This window comes from Micromonospora sp. SD19 (assembly GCF_054462275.1).
In genome coordinates, this window is the sequence record NZ_JBTLMN010000009.1 from 292,310 (window position 1) to 310,832 (window position 18,523).

Below are 18,523 nucleotides of genomic sequence, written 5' to 3' on the forward strand. Positions count from 1 at the left end.
GGCGACCGAGCAGATCTCGGCCTATCGCCGGACGGCCGGGACCGGCCTGATCGCACGGCCGAGGACGCAGGGCGAGGATGGGCTGTTGCTGGTGGCCGGGAAACGGAACCGGCGCAGCTGCGTCACCTCGAAGCCGGCCGCTGCGATCGCCGCGACGGTGTCGCGGTTGGTGTGGCAGCCCGCGAACAGCCTCGGCCACACGGTGGCGTCGACGAGACGTTGGGCGCGGTGCAGGCCGGTGGCCTCCTCGGCGGCCACGTGCTCGAAGAACCGCACCTGGCCTCCGGGGCACAGCACCCGGCTGATCTCCGCCAACGCGCTCGCCTGATCGGGCACCGTGCACAACACCAACGCGACCACGGCCGCGTCGAACTCGCCGTCCGCGGCGGGCAGCGCCTGGGCCAGAGCGTCGACGACGGTGACCGGAATCGGCGCATCCGCGGCGGCACGCTCGGCGGCGGCCCGCAGCCGCCGTTCCGGTTCGACAGCGAGGACCTGGGTGACAGACGGCGGGTAGTGGGCGAACATCCGCCCGTTGCCCGCACCGATCTCGATCACCCGGCCGGACAGGCCGGCGACCAGCTCCCGCCGGAACGCCGCCGTGCCGGCGCGGTCCATGGCGACGCTGAGTCGCTCGTACACCCGGGCGAACACGGGGTGGGACACCGTGGCCACGTCGACCTCCACTGATGGCGTGATCTCCGTAAGACGCTTTCTCCGGCGATTGTCCTGCATCCGCGCACGCTTTCCGTCTTACTGATGGGCAGCACGACTCAACCCAGTGCAGACAGGATGTGGTCCGACCATGAAGATCGTCGTCATCGGGGGCAGTGGCCTCATCGGTTCCAAGGTCGTGGACCGCCTCGGCGCCCAGGGCCACGAGGCGGTGGCGGCATCGCCGAAGACCGGCGTGAACACCCTGACCGGCGAGGGCGTGGCCGATGCGCTCGCCGGGGCCGAGGTCGTCGTCGACACGTCGAACTCGCCGTCGTTCGAGGACGCCGCCGTACTGGAGTTCTTCGAGACCTCGACCCGGACGCTCCTCGCCGCCGCGTCGGACGCCTGGGTGAATCACTACGTGGCGCTCTCCATCGTGGGGAGCGACCGGATCCCGGACAGCGGTTACATGCGCGCGAAGGTCGCTCAGGAGAAGCTCATCGTCGCCTCCGGAATCCCGTACTCGGTGGTGCACGCCACCCAGTTCTTCGAGTTCCTCCAGGGCATCATCGACGCCGCCACGGACGGCGACACCGTGCACCTCGCGCCGGTGCTCATCCAGCCGATGGCCGCTGACGACGTGGCGGCCGCGGTGACCGAGGTCGCGCTCGGCGCGCCGACGAACTCCGTGGTCGAGGTCGCTGGTCCGGAGCAGTTCCAGCTCGACGAGTTGGGCCGCTCGCTCCTCGCCGACCAGCAGGATCGCCGCACGGTGGTGGCCGACCCCGACGCCCGGTACTTCGGCGCCAGGCTGAACGAACGCTCGCTCGTTCCGGCCGACGGCGCCCGCACCCCCGGCACCGCCCTGGCCGACTGGCGTGCGGCGGCTGGCCGGGGACGCTGAGCCGGCCCCGCTACCTCGGCGTCGTGGTCGGGCCAGCCCGCCCGCCGAGGCGCCGCACCAGCTCCCGAACCGCCTCGGTGAACGGCTCGTCGGACTCGTCCGGCCAGTGCCCGTGGATGGGTGGGGCGACGCTGTCCCCGGGGGGCGTCACCACATCGCGGGGATCGCGCTGTCGGCGATCGACAGCTGCTGTCGGGTCGCCGGTGGTATCCGGCGCGGGTGACGGATTCGGGGAGAAGATCCAGCCACCGATGGGATCGGTGTCGCGCCACAGGTTCACCCAGCGCCACCCCACCCGCTGGCCGATCTCCTGTAGTGCTGCGTCGTCGAGGTAGGCGGGGAAGGGCCGCGCGCAGAAACGGCGCAGCGGTGATCCGTGGGTGAGCAGGGCGACCCGGTCGCCGATCTGCGGCCGCAGTTGGAGCACCGCGGCGGCGAGCAGAATCGAGCCGTGGCTGTGCCCGGTCAGCAGCACCGCGTCGCCGCGCTCGACCAGGTAGGTGATTCGGCGGGCCAGTTCCGGCACCGCCCGCCTGGAGTAGCAGGGTGGCGCGAACGGGTGGGCGGCCCGGGGCCAGAAGGTGCCAAGGTCCCAGAGGACGCCGATGTAGCGGCGGTACGGCTCGGTCCGGTACGCGAAGATGGCGCCGATGACCAGGCCGAGGATGATTGCCCCGATCACCCAGCTGCTGAGCGCGATGGCGAACGTGATCGCCTCCGCCGGCAATCGGATGTTTCGCTCGATCACGTCGCCCGGCAACTGGCCGAGCAGGCCGACCGTGGTGGTGGCCGTGGCGAGTCCGGCGAGGCAACCGTAGACCACTGCCAACGGCACCAGTTTCTCGGTGAAGCGGGCCCGAGCTATCGCGTCTCGGACCTGCCTCAGGCGGAGCTCGGCCTCGGCCGGCGCGTTCGGGAAGTCGCGCGCGACGATCGCCGCCGCAGCCCGGCGTCGACTCCGGCGGGAGATCAGGATGACCAGAACGGCGACGATCGCGGTGACCACCACCGCGCGGAAGAAGCCGTAGATCGCCCAGGTGAAGGCCCGGGGCGGGCCGGTGGCGATGCCCTCCCCGGTCGGCACGCCGCGATCCAGGAAGTCCGCCACCCGGCAGACCAGCTCTGCGGAGTACGCCACCGCCGTACTGATCCCGGTGGCCGCGACAACGAGAGCGCCCAACCCGAACAGCGGGGTGGCGTCGCGCTCCCGGCTCCGGTACCAGAGCAGCACCACGCCCAGGGCGGCCATCAGTGTCGTCTGAGCCGCGAACACACCGACCACTGTCGGGTCGTAACCGGGCAGCCCGCGCTCCTGCGGCCACGGCCGCGAACTGGTCGACACGTGTGCCACGACGACCACGGTCAGGATGATGGCAGCGGTCCGGAGGGTGCGGGTGACCCGGTCGAGCCGCTGGTCGGCGGGGTACCGGTCCATCAGTGGCGGGGTGCAGAGCATCCCCACGCAGCTCGTCAGGATCACCCCCGTGATCGCCGTCAGCGCGATGGTGGCCGCCGAGGCGTCTCTCGCACCCTGGGCGAGGAGCAGGACGAGGTCCAGCGTCGCGAACGCGGCGGCGACATGGATGGCCCGCAACCGGCCCACCAGCGGCTCGGCGTCCCACTGGCCGACGGTGTCGAGCCGGCAGGCGGAGCCGCCCTGATCGGGTGCGCGAAACGCCTCGAAGGCTCGCCCCGGACGACAGCTGATCAGCCAGATCAGGCCGATCGCGGCGGCCGGGACCAGCGCGAGCACCGCCAGCCGCAGCCCGATCGTCCGCCCACCCAACCAGGACAACCAGCTGCGTCCGGTGAGGCAGCTCGGCGAGGCCAGGCACTTCCAACCGACGAGGTCCAGGGCGACGCCGGCGATGGCGAGCACGTACAGCACGGTGAGCGTGAGCCCCAGCACCCGGCACAGGGACTTGACCGCCGCCTCGGAAGCCGGGTTCGCCGGGCGCATCCAGATCGCGACGTTGACAAGCATGAAGGGGAGCAGGAACACCACCGCCAGGGTGCGGGTCACGGTGCCCGACGGCAGGTCACCCCAGCGGTACGCCTCCAGCGTCACCCCCGGCACGCTCGCGCTGTCCGAGGACCGGGGGCGCGGCCGGTAGAACCCGCCACTGCGGTCACCGGCGACCTGCCCGGTCTGCTGCAGGCCCAGCACCTGTGCGGGACTCGCGCCGGAGACTCCGTGCACCCGTAGCTCCACGACGCCACCGGAACTGTCCGGCCCGCTCAACCGCGCTGATCCATCCGACGTCCCCCCGAGGCGTCCCGCCGCCCTTGTCCCGCTACCCCCACCTCGACGGCACGCGCCGGGGCCGGCGGCCGAGCGGGTCTACCCGAACCGGACCCGCTCAATCTCGGCCGTCCCTGGTGCTGCCACCCGACCGGCGCGCTGTGGTCGACCGGCCCGTGCGTGCGAGGGTTGAGCCGGTCGTGGCGGGGTAGGTGCCGCCATGGTCGCTGCCGGTCGGCGCGGAGCGGACGCGGGCCCGTCGACAGCGCGGCGCTGGGACCGCCTGCTGGCCGCCTGGCACGACCGGGTCCGTCGGGTACGCGCCATCGGCGGCCTCGCCCTGCAGGCCGGCCTGGCGGCGGCACTGTCCTGGTTCGTGGCGCACTCGCTGCTGCACGTGTCGCAGCCGGTCTTCGCGCCGATCTCCGCCGTCTCGACGCTCGCCGCGTCCGTCGGCCAGCGGTTGCGTCGCACCATCGAGCTGATCATCGGTGTGACCGTCGGGGTGCTGATCGGCGACCTGCTGCTCCTGGTGACCGGCACCGGGTGGTGGCAGCTCGCCCTGATCGTGGTGCTGGCGATCGTCGTCGCGCTCTTCCTCGCCGGCAGCGCGGCGGTGGTGATCCAGGCCGGGGCGACGGCGGTTCTCATCGCCACGCTCAGCCCAACCGTCCGGGACCTGGAGATCCCGCGGTTCGTGGACGCGTTGATCGGGGGAGGGGTGGCGTTGCTGGTCACCGCCGTGTTGCTGCCGCTGAACCCGCTACGGGTGCTCAACCGGGCCGCCCGGCCGGTGTTCGATCTCCTGCTGACCCAGCTCGACGCCACCGCCGAAGCGCTGGCCGAGCGGGACGCCGCGCGGGCCCGTACCGCCCGGGGTGAGCTGCGGCAGAGCGCGGGCCGGTTGAAGGCGTTCGTCGAGGCGGCCCAGGGCGCCCGGGAGGCGAGCACCCTGTCGCCGGTGTACTGGCACCAGCGGCACGGACCGGTGGGCCGGTACGCGCAGGCGGCGGAGCTGATCGACCGGGCGACGCGGAACAGCGGCACCCTGATCCGACGGTCGGTGACGCTCATCGAGGACGGCGAGCCGGTGCCGGAGTCGTTGCCGAGGGCGGTGGCCGAGCTGGCCGAGACCGTCCGCCTGCTCAAGCGGCAGTTCGCCGCTGGCGCTGAGCCGAATCGGGCGCGGGAGCAGGCACTGCGGGCGGTCGCGACGGCCGGGAACGCCTATCGGGACGGTGTGGGCTTCTCCGGTGCGGTGGTGGTGGCGCAGGTCCGGACCACGGTCAGTGACCTGCTTGTCGCCACCGGCCTGACCCAGGAGGGCGCGAATCACCTGGTCCGGAGGGCTTTCGGCGATCTCTGACGGTCCGGCGGCGCCCATCGGCGCCAGTTGTTGGCGCATATCTGAGCCATCGCTGTTGCCATCTGAGCCAAAGTGGTGCCATGATGGTGCCATGGAGCTGAGGTCATACGTCGAGAACCTGCGTAACGAGTTCGCCGTGGCGGCGGAGGGTGTGGACCCGGAGGCCCGGGTGCTGGCCGAACGGCTCTTCACGCAGTTGGAGGCGGCCACCCGTCTCACGCTGCTCGAAGCGCTCTCCGACGCGGCTGACGAGATCACCCGTGACCTCGCGCCGGGCTCGGTGCACGTCCGGTTGCGCGGGCGCGAACCCGACTTCGTGGTGACCCCGGCCAGCCCGCCGGCCGAGCTGGCGAGCGAGGCCAGCGGCCCGCCACCGCTGGCGGTGCCAGTGTCCGCGCCCGACGGTGACGAGGGCGGCACCTCGCGGATCAACCTCCGGCTGCCCGACCACCTGAAGGCCAGCGTCGAGGAGGCCGCTGGGCGCGCCGGGCTCTCGGTCAACGCCTGGCTGGTGCGCGCCGTCGCCGGTGCCGTCGGGGCGGGCGACCCGGAACGTCGTCCGCCGCGCCGGGTGGAGCCGACCTCCGGCCAGCGCTTCACCGGCTGGGCCCGCTAACTTCCCGTACCCCCATCCGCCGCGCCGCTGACCAGCGGCAACCTTCGCCGACCACCTTCCGGGAGACCACCATGCCTGTTTTCGAGACGCCAGAACCGATTGCCGTCCAGATCGAGCTGCCGATCGGCGACGCCTGGATCGCCGCGAGCGACCGCACCGACACGGTGGTGACCGTGCGTCCCCGCGACCCGTCGAGCAAGGCCGACGTGAGCGCCGCCGACCAGACCACCGTCGAGTTCGCCGCCGGGCAACTGGTGATCCGGGTGCCCAAGAGCTGGCGCCGCTACGGGTTCGGCCCCGGGCCGTCGGTCGACGTCCTGGTCGAGCTCCCGACCGGGTCGCGGGTGCACGCCGAGGCGTCGTGGGCGGCGTTCCGCTGCGAGGGCCGGCTCGGCGAGTGCCGGATCAAGACCGGCAGCGGCATCCGGCTCGACGAGACCGGGCCGTTGGAGATCGACAGCAGCCACGGCGAGGTCGCGGTCGAGCGCGTCCTCGGACCCGCCAGGGTGAAGGCCTCGTCCGGCAAGGTGCGCATCGGCGCGGTCGACGGCACCGCCGAGATCAAGAATTCGTCCGGCGACTGCTGGATCGGCCGCAGCGGCGGCGACGTCCGGATCAACACGGCCTACGGCGACATCACCGTGGACGCGTCGCTGGGCTCGGTGACGGCGCGTACCGCCTACGGCAACCTTCGGCTGGGTGAGGTCGCCCGCGGCGCGATCGACGTGCAGACGTCCTACGGCGCCATCGAGGTCGGCATCCGTCGCGGGACCGCCGCGTGGCTCGACGTCAGCTCCAAGCACGGCCGCGTGCACAACGCGCTGGAGTCGACCGGCAGCCCGGCGCAGACCGACGAGACGGTCGAGGTCCGGGCGAACACCTCCTACGGCGACATCATGATCCGCCGCGCCTGACCCCCACCGCGCCGACCACGAATGAGGAGACCATGACCAGCTCCACGAACCCCGCGATCGTCGCCACCGACCTGCGCAAGTCCTACGGCGACAAGGTCGTCCTGGACGGCGTCGACCTGATGATCACCGAGGGCACGATCTTCGCCTTGCTCGGTCCGAACGGGGCCGGCAAGACCACCACCGTGCAGATCCTCTCCACCCTGATCAGGGCCGACGGTGGCGATGCGCGCATCTTCGGCCACGATCTGACCCGGGAGCCCGACGCGGTACGCGCGCTGATCGGCGTCACCGGCCAGTTCTCCGCCGTCGACAACCTGCTCACCGCCCGGGAGAACCTGACCCTGATGGCCGACCTGTGCCACCTGGGCAGGGCCGCCGGCCGGCGTCGGATCGCCGACCTGCTCGACCAGTTCGACCTGACCGAGGCGGCGGCCAAGCCGGTGTCGACGTACTCCGGTGGCATGCGCCGGCGGCTCGACCTGGCGATGACCCTGGTCGGCGAGCCCCGCGTCATCTTCCTCGACGAGCCGACCACCGGCCTCGACCCGCGCAGCCGCCGGGCCATGTGGCACATCATCCGGGCGCTCGTCGCCGAGGGCGTCACCATCCTGCTCACCACGCAGTACCTGGAGGAGGCCGACCAACTCGCCGACCGGGTGGCGTTCCTCGACCACGGCCGTCTGATCGCCGAGGGCACACCACGCGAGCTCAAGCGGCTCATCCCGGGCGGTCACGTCGTATTGCAGTTCGCCGACCAGGAAGGGCTCGACTCGGCGGCCCGGACGTTGCAGGCCGCCACCCGGGACGACGCGGCGCTCACCCTCCAGGTGCCCAGTGACGGTGGGGTCGGGTCACTGCGATCCCTGCTCGACCAGCTCGACAGCGCCTCGATCAGCGTGGCCGGGCTCTCCGTGCACACCCCCGACCTCGACGACGTCTTCCTCACCCTCACCGGTCAGCCGGACACCCGGGCCGGCCGGACCCATCACGAAAGGGCTTCCGCGCGATGAGCACCATCTCCCTCGCCGTCCGCGACTCCAGCACCATGCTGCGGCGCAACCTGCTGCACATGCGGCGGTACCCGTCGATGACCTTCCTGCTCATCGGCATCCCGATCATCATTCTGCTGCTCTTCGTCTACGTCTTCGGCGGCACGCTCGGCGCCGGCCTCGGCCCGTCCGGCGACCGCTCGCAGTACGCCAACTACGTCACGCCCGGCATCCTGCTCATCACTGTGGTCAGCGCGGCGCAGGGCACCGCCATCTCGGTCGCGATGGACATGACCGAGGGGATCATCGCCCGGTTCCGGACGATGTCGATCTTCCGACCGTCGGTCCTGACGGGTCACGTGCTGGGCAGCCTGGTCCAGACCATGCTCAGCCTCGCGGCCGTCACCGTCGTGGCGCTGCTGGTCGGGTTCCGGCCCACCGCCAACCCGGTCGAGTGGCTCGCCGCCCTCGGCGTCCTCGCCATGGTCACCTTTGCGCTCACCTGGCTGTCGGTCGCCCTCGGTCTGGTCAGTGACAGCGTCGAGACGGCCAGCAACCTGCCCATGCCGCTGATCCTCCTGCCGTTCCTCGGAAGCGGGTTCGTCCCCACCGACTCCATGCCGGCCGCCGTGCGGTGGTTCGCGGACTACCAGCCCTTCACGCCCGTCATGGAGACCCTTCGCGGCCTGCTCCTGGGCACCGGGATCGGGAACAACGCCACCATCGCCGTCGTCTGGTGCGCCGTCATCACCGTGGCCTGCTTCCTCTGGGCCAAGGCGCTCTACAACCGCAACCGGACGAGCTGACCCGACCGGCGCGCGGTCTCGCCATCAGCTCGCGGAACCGGCGGCTCGGCCCAGGGGGCCGGGCCGCCGGCTCGTGGTGTCGCGCGGCCTGCGGGGGCGGCGGCGCGCGCACCTGAGCGGGCTGTGGACCGGGTGTCCCGTCGCTGTCCGACCCGGGCGGCCAGAGCGCCTCAAGACGTCGAATGTTATCGATAACACAGCCGCGTCGCCCGGTTGCGCGCGGCGTGGGCAGCCGGTGCGGAGCGCTCACCCAAGAGCCCGCAAGGTCATTGACGGCAGTGGTGCGGATCCGAGCGGGGGAACGCGCGAGCCCGATGATGTTATCGCTGCCATTGCCACCGAAAGTTTAGGTGGTCGCTATCGGACGGTCGTCCCGCAGTGTCCGGCGCACCGCACCTGTCGCCTCGCCTGTCGACGGCCATCTGGTGGGCATCCGGTCCGCGCCGAGGCCCCGTTCGGCACCTGATCGGCGCACTTGCCGTCGGAATGGTGTGCTTTGCACCGGTCCGCTATCAACCCTCCCGAGTCGGTCCGCCTTCCGCGTTCCGTTACGGAGCTGTTGCGGGTAGATGTCTTGACGAGGCTGGATGTGAGCGTTAACACTATCCCCGTTAACGGTGGAGGTGAACATGAACCGTGTGGACGGAGCTGACGACCGCTATGTCGTCGGTGTCGATTACGGCACCCTGTCCGGGCGAGCTCTGGTGGTCCGTGTCGGCGATGGTGCCGAACTGGGGACCGCGGTGCACGAGTATGGCGATGGCGTGATCAGCACGGCGCTGCCGGGAGGTCGAGCGCTACCCCCGGACTGGGCCCTGCAGAACCCGCAGGACTACCGCGACGTGCTGCGGTACGCCGTCCCGGCGGCGGTGTCCGCCGCAGGGGTGGACCCGGCGGCGGTGGTCGGCATCGGCATCGACTTCACCGCCTGCACCGTGCTGCCGACGCTCGCCGACGGCACTCCACTGTGCGAGACGCCCGAGCTGCGCGACCGACCGCACGCCTGGGTCAAGCTGTGGAAGCACCACGCCGCGCAGCCGCACGCCGACCGGATCAACGCGCTGGCCCACGAGCGGGCCGAGCCGTGGATCGGCCGGTACGGCGGCAAGATCTCCGCCGAGTGGCAGTACGCCAAGGGCCTGCAGCTCCTGGAGGAGGACCCGGAGGTCTACGACCGGGCCGAGCGCTTCATCGAGGCGGCCGACTGGATCGTCTGGCAGCTCTGCGGCACCGAGACCCGCAATGTCTGCACGGCCGGATACAAGGGCATCCTGCAGGACGGTCAGTATCCCGCCAAGGACTTCCTGACCGCGCTCAACCCCAACTTCGGTGACTTCGTGGCCAAGTTGGACGGTCCGTTGCTGCCCCTCGGCGCCCGCGCCGGCTCGCTCACCGCCCAGGCCGCCGCATGGACCGGCCTGCCGGAGGGGATCGCGGTGGCCGTCGGCAACGTCGACGCGCACGTCACCGCGGCGTCCGCGCAGGCGGTGCAACCCGGTCGGCTGGTCGCCATCATGGGCACCTCGACCTGCCACGTGGTCAACGGCGCGGAGGTCGCCGAGGTGGCCGGCATGTGCGGTGTCGTGGACGGCGGCATCAGCCCCGGCGCGTGGGGTTACGAGGCCGGGCAGAGCGGCGTCGGCGACATCTTCGGCTGGTTCGTCGAGCACGCTGCCCCGGCCGGCATCGACTCGCACGAGCGCCTCACCGAGCTGGCCGCGAGTCAGCCCGTCGGCGCGCACGGCCTGATCGCGCTCGACTGGTGGAACGGCAACCGGTCCCTGCTGGTCAACCACGACCTCAGCGGCATGATCGTCGGGATGACCCTGGCCACCCGGCCAGCGGACATCTACCGGGCCCTGCTGGAGTCCACCGCGTACGGCACCCGGATGATCATCGAGGCGTTCGTCGACGCCGGAGTCCCGGTGAACGACCTGGTGATCGCCGGTGGTCTGACCAACAACGCGCTGCTGATGCAGATCTACGCCGACGTGACCAGGCGTCCGCTGAACATCATCGCCTCGTCGCAGGGTCCGGCGCTGGGCTCGGCGATCCACGCCGCGGTCGCCGCCGGTGAGTTCCCCTCGATCCACGAGGCGTCGCAGGCGATGGGTCGGGTGCACGAGGCCGTCTACCGCCCGGACCCCGAGCGGGCCCGCGCCTACGACGCCCTCTACGCCGAGTACCGGGCGCTGCACGACCACTTCGGTCGTGGCGGCAACGACGTCATGCTCCGCCTGCGGGCGATCCGCAACGCGGCGGTCGAGACCGCCGCTACCCCGCACGAGACCCCGCTGGAGGTGGTGGCGTGAACGCCGAGGTGACCCGACAGATCGCCGAGCTGCGCGAGACCGTCGCCCGCCTGCACGCCGAGCTGACCCGGTACAACCTGGTCGCCTGGACGTCCGGCAACGTCTCCGCGCGGGTTCCCGGCCAGGACCTGATGGTGATCAAGCCGAGTGGGGTGAGCTACGACGACCTCACCGCGGCCACGATGGTGGTGTGCGACCTCGACGGCGTTCTCGTCGAGGGCGACTTCGCCCCGTCCAGCGACACCGCCGCCCACGCCTACGTCTACCGGGCCATGCCCGAGGTCGGCGGCGTCGTCCACACGCACAGCTCGTACGCGACCGCCTGGGCGGCGTGTGGCGAGCCGATCCCCTGCCACCTCACGGCGCAGGCCGACGAGTTCGGCGGGGAGATCCCGATCGGTCCGTTCGCGCTGATCGGCGGCGACGACATCGGCAAGGGCATCGTGGCCACGCTCGCCGGGCACCGCTCGCCGGCGGTGCTGATGCGCAACCACGGCGTGTTCACCATCGGCCGCGACGCCCGCGCGGCGGTCAAGGCGGCGGTGATGTGCGAGGACGTGGCCCGGACCGCGCACCTGGCCCACACCCTCGGGCGGCCGGTCCCGATGGCACAGGCCGACATCGACTCACTCTACGACCGCTACCAGAACGTCTACGGCCAACAACCAGTCGCACCGGCGGGTTCCTGACCCTCACCGAAACCCCGGGACCCGTCGGTCTGCACCACGCGCACCAGCACGCACCACCCGCGTACGCCGCTCTTTCGCACCTCGGCGGCCGGCGCGGTTACCCACCACATCCACCAAGGAGATTCGATGGGAAAGATGCGAATGCAGTCCGCTCCGTGGCGTGCTGCCGCGGTCCTCGCCAGCGTGCTGCTGGTCGGCGGCGTGGCGGCCTGCGGTAACAGCGACACCGGCGGCGGCGGGTCCAAGGACGACGGCAAGATCACGATGGGCTTCTCCCAGGTCGGTGCGGAGAGCGGGTGGCGTACCGCGAACACCACCTCGATCAAGGAGTCCGCTGCCGCCGCGGGGATCGAGCTGAAGTTCGACGACGCTCAGCAGAAGCAGGAAAACCAGATCAAGGCGATCCGCAACTACATCCAGCAGAAGGTCGACGTGATCGCCTTCTCGCCGGTGGTGGAGTCCGGCTGGGACACCGTGCTCAAGGAGGCCAAGGACGCCGGCATCCCGGTCATCCTGACCGACCGCTCGGTGGACTCGGCGGACAAGACCCTGTACAAGACCTTCCTCGGTTCGGACTTCGTCAAGGAGGGCCGGCTCGCGGGCGAGTGGCTGGTCGAGCAGAAGAAGAGCGCCTCGGGCCCGGTGAACATCGTCGAGCTGCAGGGCAACACCGGTGCGGCGCCGGCGAACGACCGCAAGAAGGGCTTCGGTGAGGCGATCGCCGCCAACCCGAACCTGAAGATCATCGCCTCGCAGCCGGGTGACTTCACCCGGGCCGGCGGCAAGCAGGTCATGGAGCAGTTCCTCAAGGCGTACCCGAAGATCGACGTGCTGTTCGCGCACAACGACGACATGGGTCTGGGCGCGCTCGAGGCGATCACCGCGGCCGGCAAGGAGCCCGGCAAGGACATCACCATCATCACCGTCGACGCCGTCAAGGATGGCATGCAGGCTCTCGCCGACGGGAAGTTCAACTTCATCGCGGAGTGCAGCCCGCTGCTCGGCCCGCAGCTGATGGACCTGGCCAAGAAGGTCCACGCGGGCGAGGAGGTGCCGCCTCGGATCGAGACCGAGGAGACCACCTTCACGACTGAGCAGGCGAAGGAAGCTCTGCCCAACCGTAAGTACTGATCGACGACGGGGTCGCCGCGCTCGCGTGGCGGCCCCGCCGCGTCGCCTCCCTACCCGAAACGGACCGGGCTTGGCCCGCGACGACCTCCGTACCACGCCCGCCCGAGCGACCCCCAGGGGCGACCGGGCGGGCGTCGCGGGGCCGTGGCGGCCCTTCCGTGTCGACAACCCAGAAGAGGTCTGATGGGATGACGGATAGCCGTCCGGTCCTGACGATGACCGGGATCAGCAAGTCCTTCCCCGGGGTGCGCGCACTCCACGACGTCAACTTCCGGCTCTTCCCCGGCGAGGTGCACGCCCTGATGGGCGAGAACGGCGCCGGCAAGTCGACCCTCATCAAGGTGCTCACCGGTGTCTACGACACCGACGAGGGCGCGATCACCCTCCATGACGAGCCCGTGTCGTTCAGCGGGCCGATGCAGGCGACCGCCGCCGGTGTGAGCACCGTTTTCCAGGAAGTCAACCTCTGCACCAACCTCTCGGTGGCGGAGAACATCTTCATCGGCCGTGAGCCCCGCCTTTTCGGCGCGGTCCGCTGGGGCGAGGTTCGCCGGCGCGCCCGCGCCCTGCTGGCCCGCCTCGACCTCGACCTCGACGTCAGCGCGCCACTCGGCTCGTACTCCCTGGCGATCCAGCAGATGGTCGCCATCGCCCGCGCGATCGACATCAAGGCCCGGGTGCTGATCCTGGACGAGCCGACGTCCAGCCTCGACGCCGACGAGGTGGCGCAGCTGTTCCGGATCATGCGGCAGCTGCGCGACGAGGGCATCGCCATCCTGTTCGTGACCCACTTCCTCGACCAGGTCTACGAGATCGCCGACCGGATCACCGTGCTGCGCAACGGCGGGCTGGTCGGCGAGTACCTCACCACCGAGCTGCCCCAGCTTTCCCTGGTCGAGAAGATGATCGGCAAGGAGCTCGACGTCCTGGAGGGCATCGAGGAGCACTCCCGGCGGGACCTGGCCACCCTGGAGGAGGGCACCCCCCTGGTGGCGGTGTCCAACTTCGGTCGAGCGGGCGCTGTCGAGCCGTTCAGCCTCACCATCCACGCCGGCGAGGTGGTGGGCCTGGCCGGCCTGCTGGGCTCGGGGCGTACCGAGGTCGCGCGGTTGTTGTTCGGGGCCGACCGGAGCGACGGGGGTCAGGTAGCTGTCGACGGCACGGCGAGCAGCCTGCGCACCCCCGCCCAGGCGATCGACCACGGCGTGGGCTTCTGCTCGGAGAACCGCCGCGCGGAGGGGATCGTCGCCGACCTGTCGGTGCGCGAGAACATGATCCTCGCCATGCAGGCGGCGCGCGGCTGGCTGCGGCCCATTCCGCGTCGTCGCCAGGACGAGCTGGTCGACAAGTACGTCAAGGCCCTCAACATCCGGCCCGCCGACCCGGAGGTTCCGGTCCGCAACCTCTCCGGCGGCAACCAGCAGAAGGTGCTCCTGGCCCGGTGGCTGATCACCGAGCCACGGCTGCTGATCCTCGACGAGCCGACGCGGGGCATCGACATCGGCGCGAAGACCGAGATCCAGAAGCTCGTGACGCAGCTGTCCGACGGCGGCATGGCGGTGCTGTTCATCTCCGCCGAGCTGGAGGAGGTGCTGCGCCTGAGCCACAAGGTGGCAGTGATGCGGGACCGGCAGATGGTCGCGCAGCTCGCCAACGACGAGAGCCTCGACGCGGAGCGCGTCATGCAGACCATCGCCAGCGGATCCCACCGGGAGGAGGCAGACCGATGACCGACACCATGAGCCGCTATCGGGCGATGACCGGGCACCGGCTGTTCTGGCCCGCCGCCGTGCTGTTCGTCATGCTCGCCGCGAACACGATCTACCGGCCCGGGTTCCTGTCCATCGAGCTCAAGGACGGGCACCTGTACGGGACGCCGATCGACATCCTGCGGCTGAGCGCACCGCTGATCCTCGTCGCGCTGGGCATGACCCTGGTCATCTCGACCGGCGGCATCGACCTGTCGGTCGGCTCGCTCTGCGCGATCAGCGGCGCGATCGCCTGCATGTACATCAGCAAGCAGCCCGACCAGAGCAGCATTGCCGTGGTGGCGACCGCCCTCGCGATGGCGATGGGGGTCTCGCTCGTGCTCGGCGCGTGGAACGGGGTGCTGGTGGCAGTGATCGGCATCCAACCGATCATCGCCACCCTGATCCTGATGGTCGCCGGCCGGGGTCTCGCCCAGCTGATCACCGAGGGTCAGATCATCACCATCAACTCCGAGCCGTACCGGGCGATCGGCCTGGGCCACGCGTTGACCCTGCCGCTGGCCATCTTCATCGCTCTCGCCGCGGCACTGCTCGTCGCCGCGTTCACCCGTCGCACCGCGCTCGGCATGATCATCGAGTCGGTGGGCGGCAACTCGGTGGCCAGCCGGCTGGCCGGCATCCGGTCCGGCCGGGTCATCTTCCTCGCGTACGTGATCAGCGCCGCGTGTGCCGCGGTCGCCGGTTTCATGATGACCGCCAACGTCTCCAGTGCCGACGGTAACGCCGCCGGCCTCTGGGTCGAGCTGGACGCGATCCTCGCTGTCGTCATCGGCGGCACCTCCCTCGCGGGTGGTCGGTTCTTCCTCAGCGGCACCATCATCGGTGCGCTGATCATCCAGACACTGACCACCACCGTGTACGCGATGGACATCTCGCCGCAGACGTCGCTGCTGTTCAAGGCGGTCGTCGTCATCGCCGTCTGCCTCATCCAGGCGCCGGCCTTCCGGGCCCGGTTCACCCGCCGCAGGCGCAACGCCCCGCCGCCCGCCCCCGTTGCCGACAAGCCGAAGGAGCAGGTGCCGGCATGACCACTGGAACGCTTACCGCCGGTCGTAACCGGTTCCGGCTGCCGAGGAAGCAGATACCGGTCCTGGCGACGCTCGCCCTGCTGCTGGTGATGTACGGCATCGGTGTCTCGCAGTACACGGCGTTCTCCAACGTCCAGGTCATCTTCAACGTGTTCATCGACAACGGCTTCCTGCTCGTCGTCGCGGTGGGCATGACCTTCGTGATCCTCACCGGTGGCATCGACCTGTCGGTCGGTTCGGTCGTCGCCATGACGGCGATGGTGTCGGCCGCGCTGCTGCAGGACGGCATGCCGGCGGCGCTGGTGCTCGTCATCGCGCTGCTCATCGGCCCGACGCTCGGCCTGCTGATGGGCTGCGTCATCCACTTCTTCGAGATCCAGCCGTTCATCGTCACGCTCGCCGGGATGTTCTTCGCCCGGGGCATGTGCACGTTCATCTCCGGCGCGTCGATCCCGATCACCGACGGCTTCTGGACCGCGATGTCGCAGGAGCGGATCGGGAACCCCCGCGGCAACTTCGTGTCGATCAGCGTGCTGATCGCCTTCGTGGTGGTCGCCATCGCCGCGTACGTGCTGGCCTACACCCGGCTGGGGCGCAACGTGTACGCCATCGGCGGCAACCCGCAGTCGGCGCTGCTGATGGGCCTGCCGGTGGGGCGGACCCGGATCGCCGTCTACACGATCAGTGGTCTGTGCTCGGCCATCGGCGGGATCCTGCTGTCCTTCTACACCCTCTCCGGCGCGCCGCTGATCGCCGTGGGGATGGAGCTGGACGTCATCGCCGCCGTCGTCATCGGTGGCACGGTGCTCACCGGCGGCGCGGGTTACGTCTTCGGCACGGTACTCGGCGTGCTGGTCCTGGGCGTGATCCAGACCCTCATCACCTTCGATGGGAGCCTCAACTCCTGGTGGACCAAGATCGTGATTGGCGGCCTGCTCTTCGCGTTCATCCTCCTCCAGCGCCTCATCGGAATCCGTTACAAGTGACCGCCCCTCTCGCGGAAGGCAACCCCATGGCACCACACACCGAACCCGAGATCTGGTTCCTCACCGGCAGCCAAGGCATGTACGGCGAGGAGACGCTCCGCCAGGTGGCTGAGCAGTCCCGCCAGATCGCGGCAGCACTCGACGACTCGCCGCAGATTCCCGCCCGCGTGGTCTGGAAGCCCGTCCTGACCAACAGTGGTGAGATCCTGCAGGTCTGCCGGGATGCCGCCGCCCAGGGTGCCGTCGGGGTGATCGCCTGGATGCACACGTTCTCGCCGGCCAAGATGTGGATCTCCGGTCTGGACGCGTTGCAGACACCGCTGCTGCACCTGCACACCCAGGCGAACGTTCTGCTGCCGTGGAACGACATCGACATGGACTTCATGAACCTGAACCAGGCCGCGCACGGCGACCGCGAGTTCGGGTACATCCAGACGCGCCTCGGTGTGGCCCGTAAGACGGTGGCCGGGCACGTCAGCGACCCGCGGGTGACCACTCGCATCGGGGCGTGGGCGCGCGCCGCGCTGGGCTGGTCGGCGATGCGGTCGCTGCGCCTGGCCCGCTTCGGCGACAACATGCGCGACGTCGCGGTGACCGAGGGCGACAAGGTCGAGGCCGAGCTGCGGTTCGGCGTCTCGGTCAACACCTACGGCGTCAACGACCTGGTCGAGGTGGTCGGCGAGGTCACCGACGCGCAGGTGGACGACCTGGTCAAGGAGTACCAGGACACCTACCGCATCGTCGGCGAGCTGCTGCCCGGCGGCGATCAGCACGACGCGCTGCGCTACGCCGCGCGCCTGGAGTTGGGCATGCGCGCCTTCCTGGACGCGGGTGGGTTCCGGGCCTTCACGACGAACTTCGAGGACCTCGGTGGGCTGCGTCAGCTGCCGGGCATCGCCGTGCAGCGGCTGATGGCGGACGGTTACGGCTTCGGCGGCGAGGGCGACTGGAAGACCTCGGTCCTGGTCCACACCCTCAAGGCGATGTCGGTGGGGGTGAGTGGCGGCACCTCGTTCATGGAGGACTACACCTACGACCTCACCCCGGGCAACGAGCTTGTGCTCGGCGCCCACATGCTGGAGGTCTGCCCGACCATCGCGTCGGACGTGCCCAACGTGGAGATCCACCCGCTGAGCATCGGTGGCCGGGAGGACCCGGTCCGGCTGGTCTTCGACGCCGCACCCGGTCCGGCGGTGGTGCTCGGGTTGGCCGACATGGGGGAGCGGTTCCGGCTCGTGGCCAACGAGATCGACGTGGTGTCCCCGCCGCAGCCGCTGCGCCGGTTGCCGGTGGCCCGGGCGGTGTGGCGTCCGCGCCCCGACCTGCCGGTCTCGGCCGAGGCGTGGATCACCGCCGGCGCCCCGCACCACACGGTGCTGTCGCAGGCGGTGGGCGTGGAGGAGCTGCACGACCTGGCGGAGATGAGCCGCACCGAGCTCGTCGTCATCGACGCCGACACGCAGCCGCGCCGCTTCGCCGACGAGATCCGCTGGAACCAGGCCTACTACCGGCTGGCCCGCGGCTTCTGATTCGCGCGCTCTGATCGCGCTCGACACGGGTGGTCCATCCCTGCCTGCGGCTGGGGTGGACCACCCGTTCGCGTGTGGTCCCGGCGTACGTGAGGCGGCCGTGTTACGGCTTGACTAACAGCATGTTATCGCTCACAGTCTATAGCCAAGATGGTCGATGTCTTTGACTGTCCGGCCACGCGTGCGTTCCACCTCTCTCGGTTGCGGCAGCTCATCGCCGCGACCGTCGGGCTGACGGTGTTAGCGATCACATGGCCGGACGTCGGTCAGCTCGGTGCCCCGCCCGGTGCCGCGGACGCGACCCAGATCGCTCGGTTGACGTCAGCAGAGGAGGATCATGCTTTCCATCGGTCGGGTTCCCCGGGGTGCGCCACGTCGGCGCGGGTGGCTGTCGAGACTTGCTGTCGCCGCGATGACGCTGGTGGTCGGTGGCGCGGCCGCAGCCGTCGCCTCGGCGCCCGCGTCAGCGGCGACTGTCGACACCAGTGCCTGGTACGTGTTGGTGAACCGCAACAGCGGCAAGGCCCTGGACGTGTACAACCTGGCGACCAACGACGGCGCGCGGATCACGCAGTGGACCCGCAA

Annotated in this window: 16 protein-coding genes; 14 read left to right on the forward strand and 2 right to left on the reverse strand. The window is 70.3% G+C overall.

Annotated features, from left to right (window positions below; translation table 11 throughout):
* Nucleotides 1–21: 21 nt before the first annotated feature.
* Entirely contained in the window at nt 22–675 is a 654-nt protein-coding gene (locus tag ACX27O_RS26425) for a class I SAM-dependent methyltransferase (RefSeq protein WP_030333951.1), read from the reverse strand.
* A gap of 130 nt (nt 676–805) precedes the next feature.
* Here ACX27O_RS26425 and ACX27O_RS26430 point away from each other — a divergent pair, with 130 nt between their 5' ends.
* The gene (locus ACX27O_RS26430; protein ID WP_458940254.1) at nt 806–1,561 is read left to right on the forward strand and encodes an SDR family oxidoreductase; all 756 of its coding nucleotides are present in this window, start codon (nt 806–808) and stop codon (nt 1,559–1,561) included.
* A gap of 10 nt (nt 1,562–1,571) precedes the next feature.
* Here the strand turns inward: ACX27O_RS26430 and ACX27O_RS26435 are convergent, their stop codons facing one another.
* A complete protein-coding gene (locus ACX27O_RS26435; RefSeq protein ID WP_458940255.1) occupies nt 1,572–3,803 on the reverse strand; it encodes a hypothetical protein in 2,232 nt (743 codons plus the stop codon).
* 220 nt (nt 3,804–4,023) lie between these two features.
* Between ACX27O_RS26435 and ACX27O_RS26440 the strand changes: the two genes are divergently transcribed.
* The 13 genes from ACX27O_RS26440 to ACX27O_RS26500 form a co-directional block, all read left to right on the forward strand.
* On the forward strand, nt 4,024–5,169 hold the full coding sequence (locus ACX27O_RS26440) for an FUSC family protein (protein ID WP_030333957.1): 1,146 nt from the start codon (nt 4,024–4,026) through the stop codon (nt 5,167–5,169).
* Nucleotides 5,170–5,260: 91 nt separating this feature from the next.
* The gene (locus tag ACX27O_RS26445; RefSeq protein WP_030333959.1) at nt 5,261–5,785 is read left to right on the forward strand and encodes a hypothetical protein; all 525 of its coding nucleotides are present in this window, start codon (nt 5,261–5,263) and stop codon (nt 5,783–5,785) included.
* A 71-nt stretch (nt 5,786–5,856) separates the two neighbouring features.
* Nucleotides 5,857–6,699, forward strand: coding sequence for a DUF4097 family beta strand repeat-containing protein (locus tag ACX27O_RS26450; protein WP_030333961.1), 843 nt, complete (start codon nt 5,857–5,859; stop codon nt 6,697–6,699).
* Between the two features lie 32 nt (nt 6,700–6,731).
* A complete protein-coding gene (locus ACX27O_RS26455; protein ID WP_030333963.1) occupies nt 6,732–7,709 on the forward strand; it encodes a daunorubicin resistance protein DrrA family ABC transporter ATP-binding protein in 978 nt (325 codons plus the stop codon).
* Nucleotides 7,706–8,494 (forward strand): ABC transporter permease, encoded by a 789-nt coding sequence (locus ACX27O_RS26460; RefSeq protein WP_030333965.1) that lies wholly within the window; start codon nt 7,706–7,708, stop codon nt 8,492–8,494. Before ACX27O_RS26455 ends, ACX27O_RS26460 begins: the two co-directional genes overlap by 4 nt.
* Nucleotides 8,495–9,123: 629 nt before the next feature.
* A complete protein-coding gene (gene araB, locus ACX27O_RS26465) occupies nt 9,124–10,806 on the forward strand; it encodes a ribulokinase (protein ID WP_030333967.1) in 1,683 nt (560 codons plus the stop codon).
* Nucleotides 10,803–11,495: an L-ribulose-5-phosphate 4-epimerase gene (locus ACX27O_RS26470; RefSeq protein ID WP_030333969.1), complete on the forward strand. Its 693-nt coding sequence runs from the start codon at nt 10,803–10,805 to the stop codon at nt 11,493–11,495. The genes araB and ACX27O_RS26470 overlap by 4 nt, the downstream gene beginning before the upstream one ends.
* A gap of 126 nt (nt 11,496–11,621) precedes the next feature.
* Nucleotides 11,622–12,626: an ABC transporter substrate-binding protein gene (locus ACX27O_RS26475; RefSeq protein ID WP_247675477.1), complete on the forward strand. Its 1,005-nt coding sequence runs from the start codon at nt 11,622–11,624 to the stop codon at nt 12,624–12,626.
* Nucleotides 12,627–12,814: 188 nt separating this feature from the next.
* A complete protein-coding gene (locus tag ACX27O_RS26480) occupies nt 12,815–14,356 on the forward strand; it encodes a sugar ABC transporter ATP-binding protein (protein ID WP_458940256.1) in 1,542 nt (513 codons plus the stop codon).
* On the forward strand, nt 14,353–15,423 hold the full coding sequence (locus tag ACX27O_RS26485; RefSeq protein WP_357847113.1) for an ABC transporter permease: 1,071 nt from the start codon (nt 14,353–14,355) through the stop codon (nt 15,421–15,423). Before ACX27O_RS26480 ends, ACX27O_RS26485 begins: the two co-directional genes overlap by 4 nt.
* On the forward strand, nt 15,420–16,409 hold the full coding sequence (gene yjfF / locus ACX27O_RS26490; RefSeq protein WP_030333976.1) for a galactofuranose ABC transporter, permease protein YjfF: 990 nt from the start codon (nt 15,420–15,422) through the stop codon (nt 16,407–16,409). The genes ACX27O_RS26485 and yjfF overlap by 4 nt, the downstream gene beginning before the upstream one ends.
* Nucleotides 16,410–16,435: 26 nt before the next feature.
* The gene (araA, locus tag ACX27O_RS26495) at nt 16,436–17,938 is read left to right on the forward strand and encodes an L-arabinose isomerase (RefSeq protein WP_030333979.1); all 1,503 of its coding nucleotides are present in this window, start codon (nt 16,436–16,438) and stop codon (nt 17,936–17,938) included.
* Nucleotides 17,939–18,275: 337 nt separating this feature from the next.
* A partial coding sequence (locus tag ACX27O_RS26500; protein ID WP_458940257.1) for an RICIN domain-containing protein occupies nt 18,276–18,523 on the forward strand: 248 nt, incomplete at its 3' end.

Excerpts from the sequence above, each read along its gene's own strand:
- ACX27O_RS26430 (WP_458940254.1), top strand. The coding sequence starts at position 806 with ATGAAGATCGTCGTCATCGGGGGCAGTGGCCTCATCGGTTCCAAGGTC.
- ACX27O_RS26440 (WP_030333957.1), top strand. The coding sequence starts at position 4,024 with ATGGTCGCTGCCGGTCGGCGCGGAGCGGACGCGGGCCCGTCGACAGCG.
- ACX27O_RS26445 (WP_030333959.1), top strand. The coding sequence starts at position 5,261 with ATGGAGCTGAGGTCATACGTCGAGAACCTGCGTAACGAGTTCGCCGTG.
- ACX27O_RS26450 (WP_030333961.1), top strand. The coding sequence starts at position 5,857 with ATGCCTGTTTTCGAGACGCCAGAACCGATTGCCGTCCAGATCGAGCTG.
- ACX27O_RS26455 (WP_030333963.1), top strand. The coding sequence starts at position 6,732 with ATGACCAGCTCCACGAACCCCGCGATCGTCGCCACCGACCTGCGCAAG.
- ACX27O_RS26460 (WP_030333965.1), top strand. The coding sequence starts at position 7,706 with ATGAGCACCATCTCCCTCGCCGTCCGCGACTCCAGCACCATGCTGCGG.
- araB (WP_030333967.1), top strand. The coding sequence starts at position 9,124 with ATGAACCGTGTGGACGGAGCTGACGACCGCTATGTCGTCGGTGTCGAT.
- ACX27O_RS26475 (WP_247675477.1), top strand. The coding sequence starts at position 11,622 with ATGGGAAAGATGCGAATGCAGTCCGCTCCGTGGCGTGCTGCCGCGGTC.
- ACX27O_RS26480 (WP_458940256.1), top strand. The coding sequence starts at position 12,815 with ATGACGGATAGCCGTCCGGTCCTGACGATGACCGGGATCAGCAAGTCC.
- ACX27O_RS26485 (WP_357847113.1), top strand. The coding sequence starts at position 14,353 with ATGACCGACACCATGAGCCGCTATCGGGCGATGACCGGGCACCGGCTG.
- yjfF (WP_030333976.1), top strand. The coding sequence starts at position 15,420 with ATGACCACTGGAACGCTTACCGCCGGTCGTAACCGGTTCCGGCTGCCG.
- araA (WP_030333979.1), top strand. The coding sequence starts at position 16,436 with ATGGCACCACACACCGAACCCGAGATCTGGTTCCTCACCGGCAGCCAA.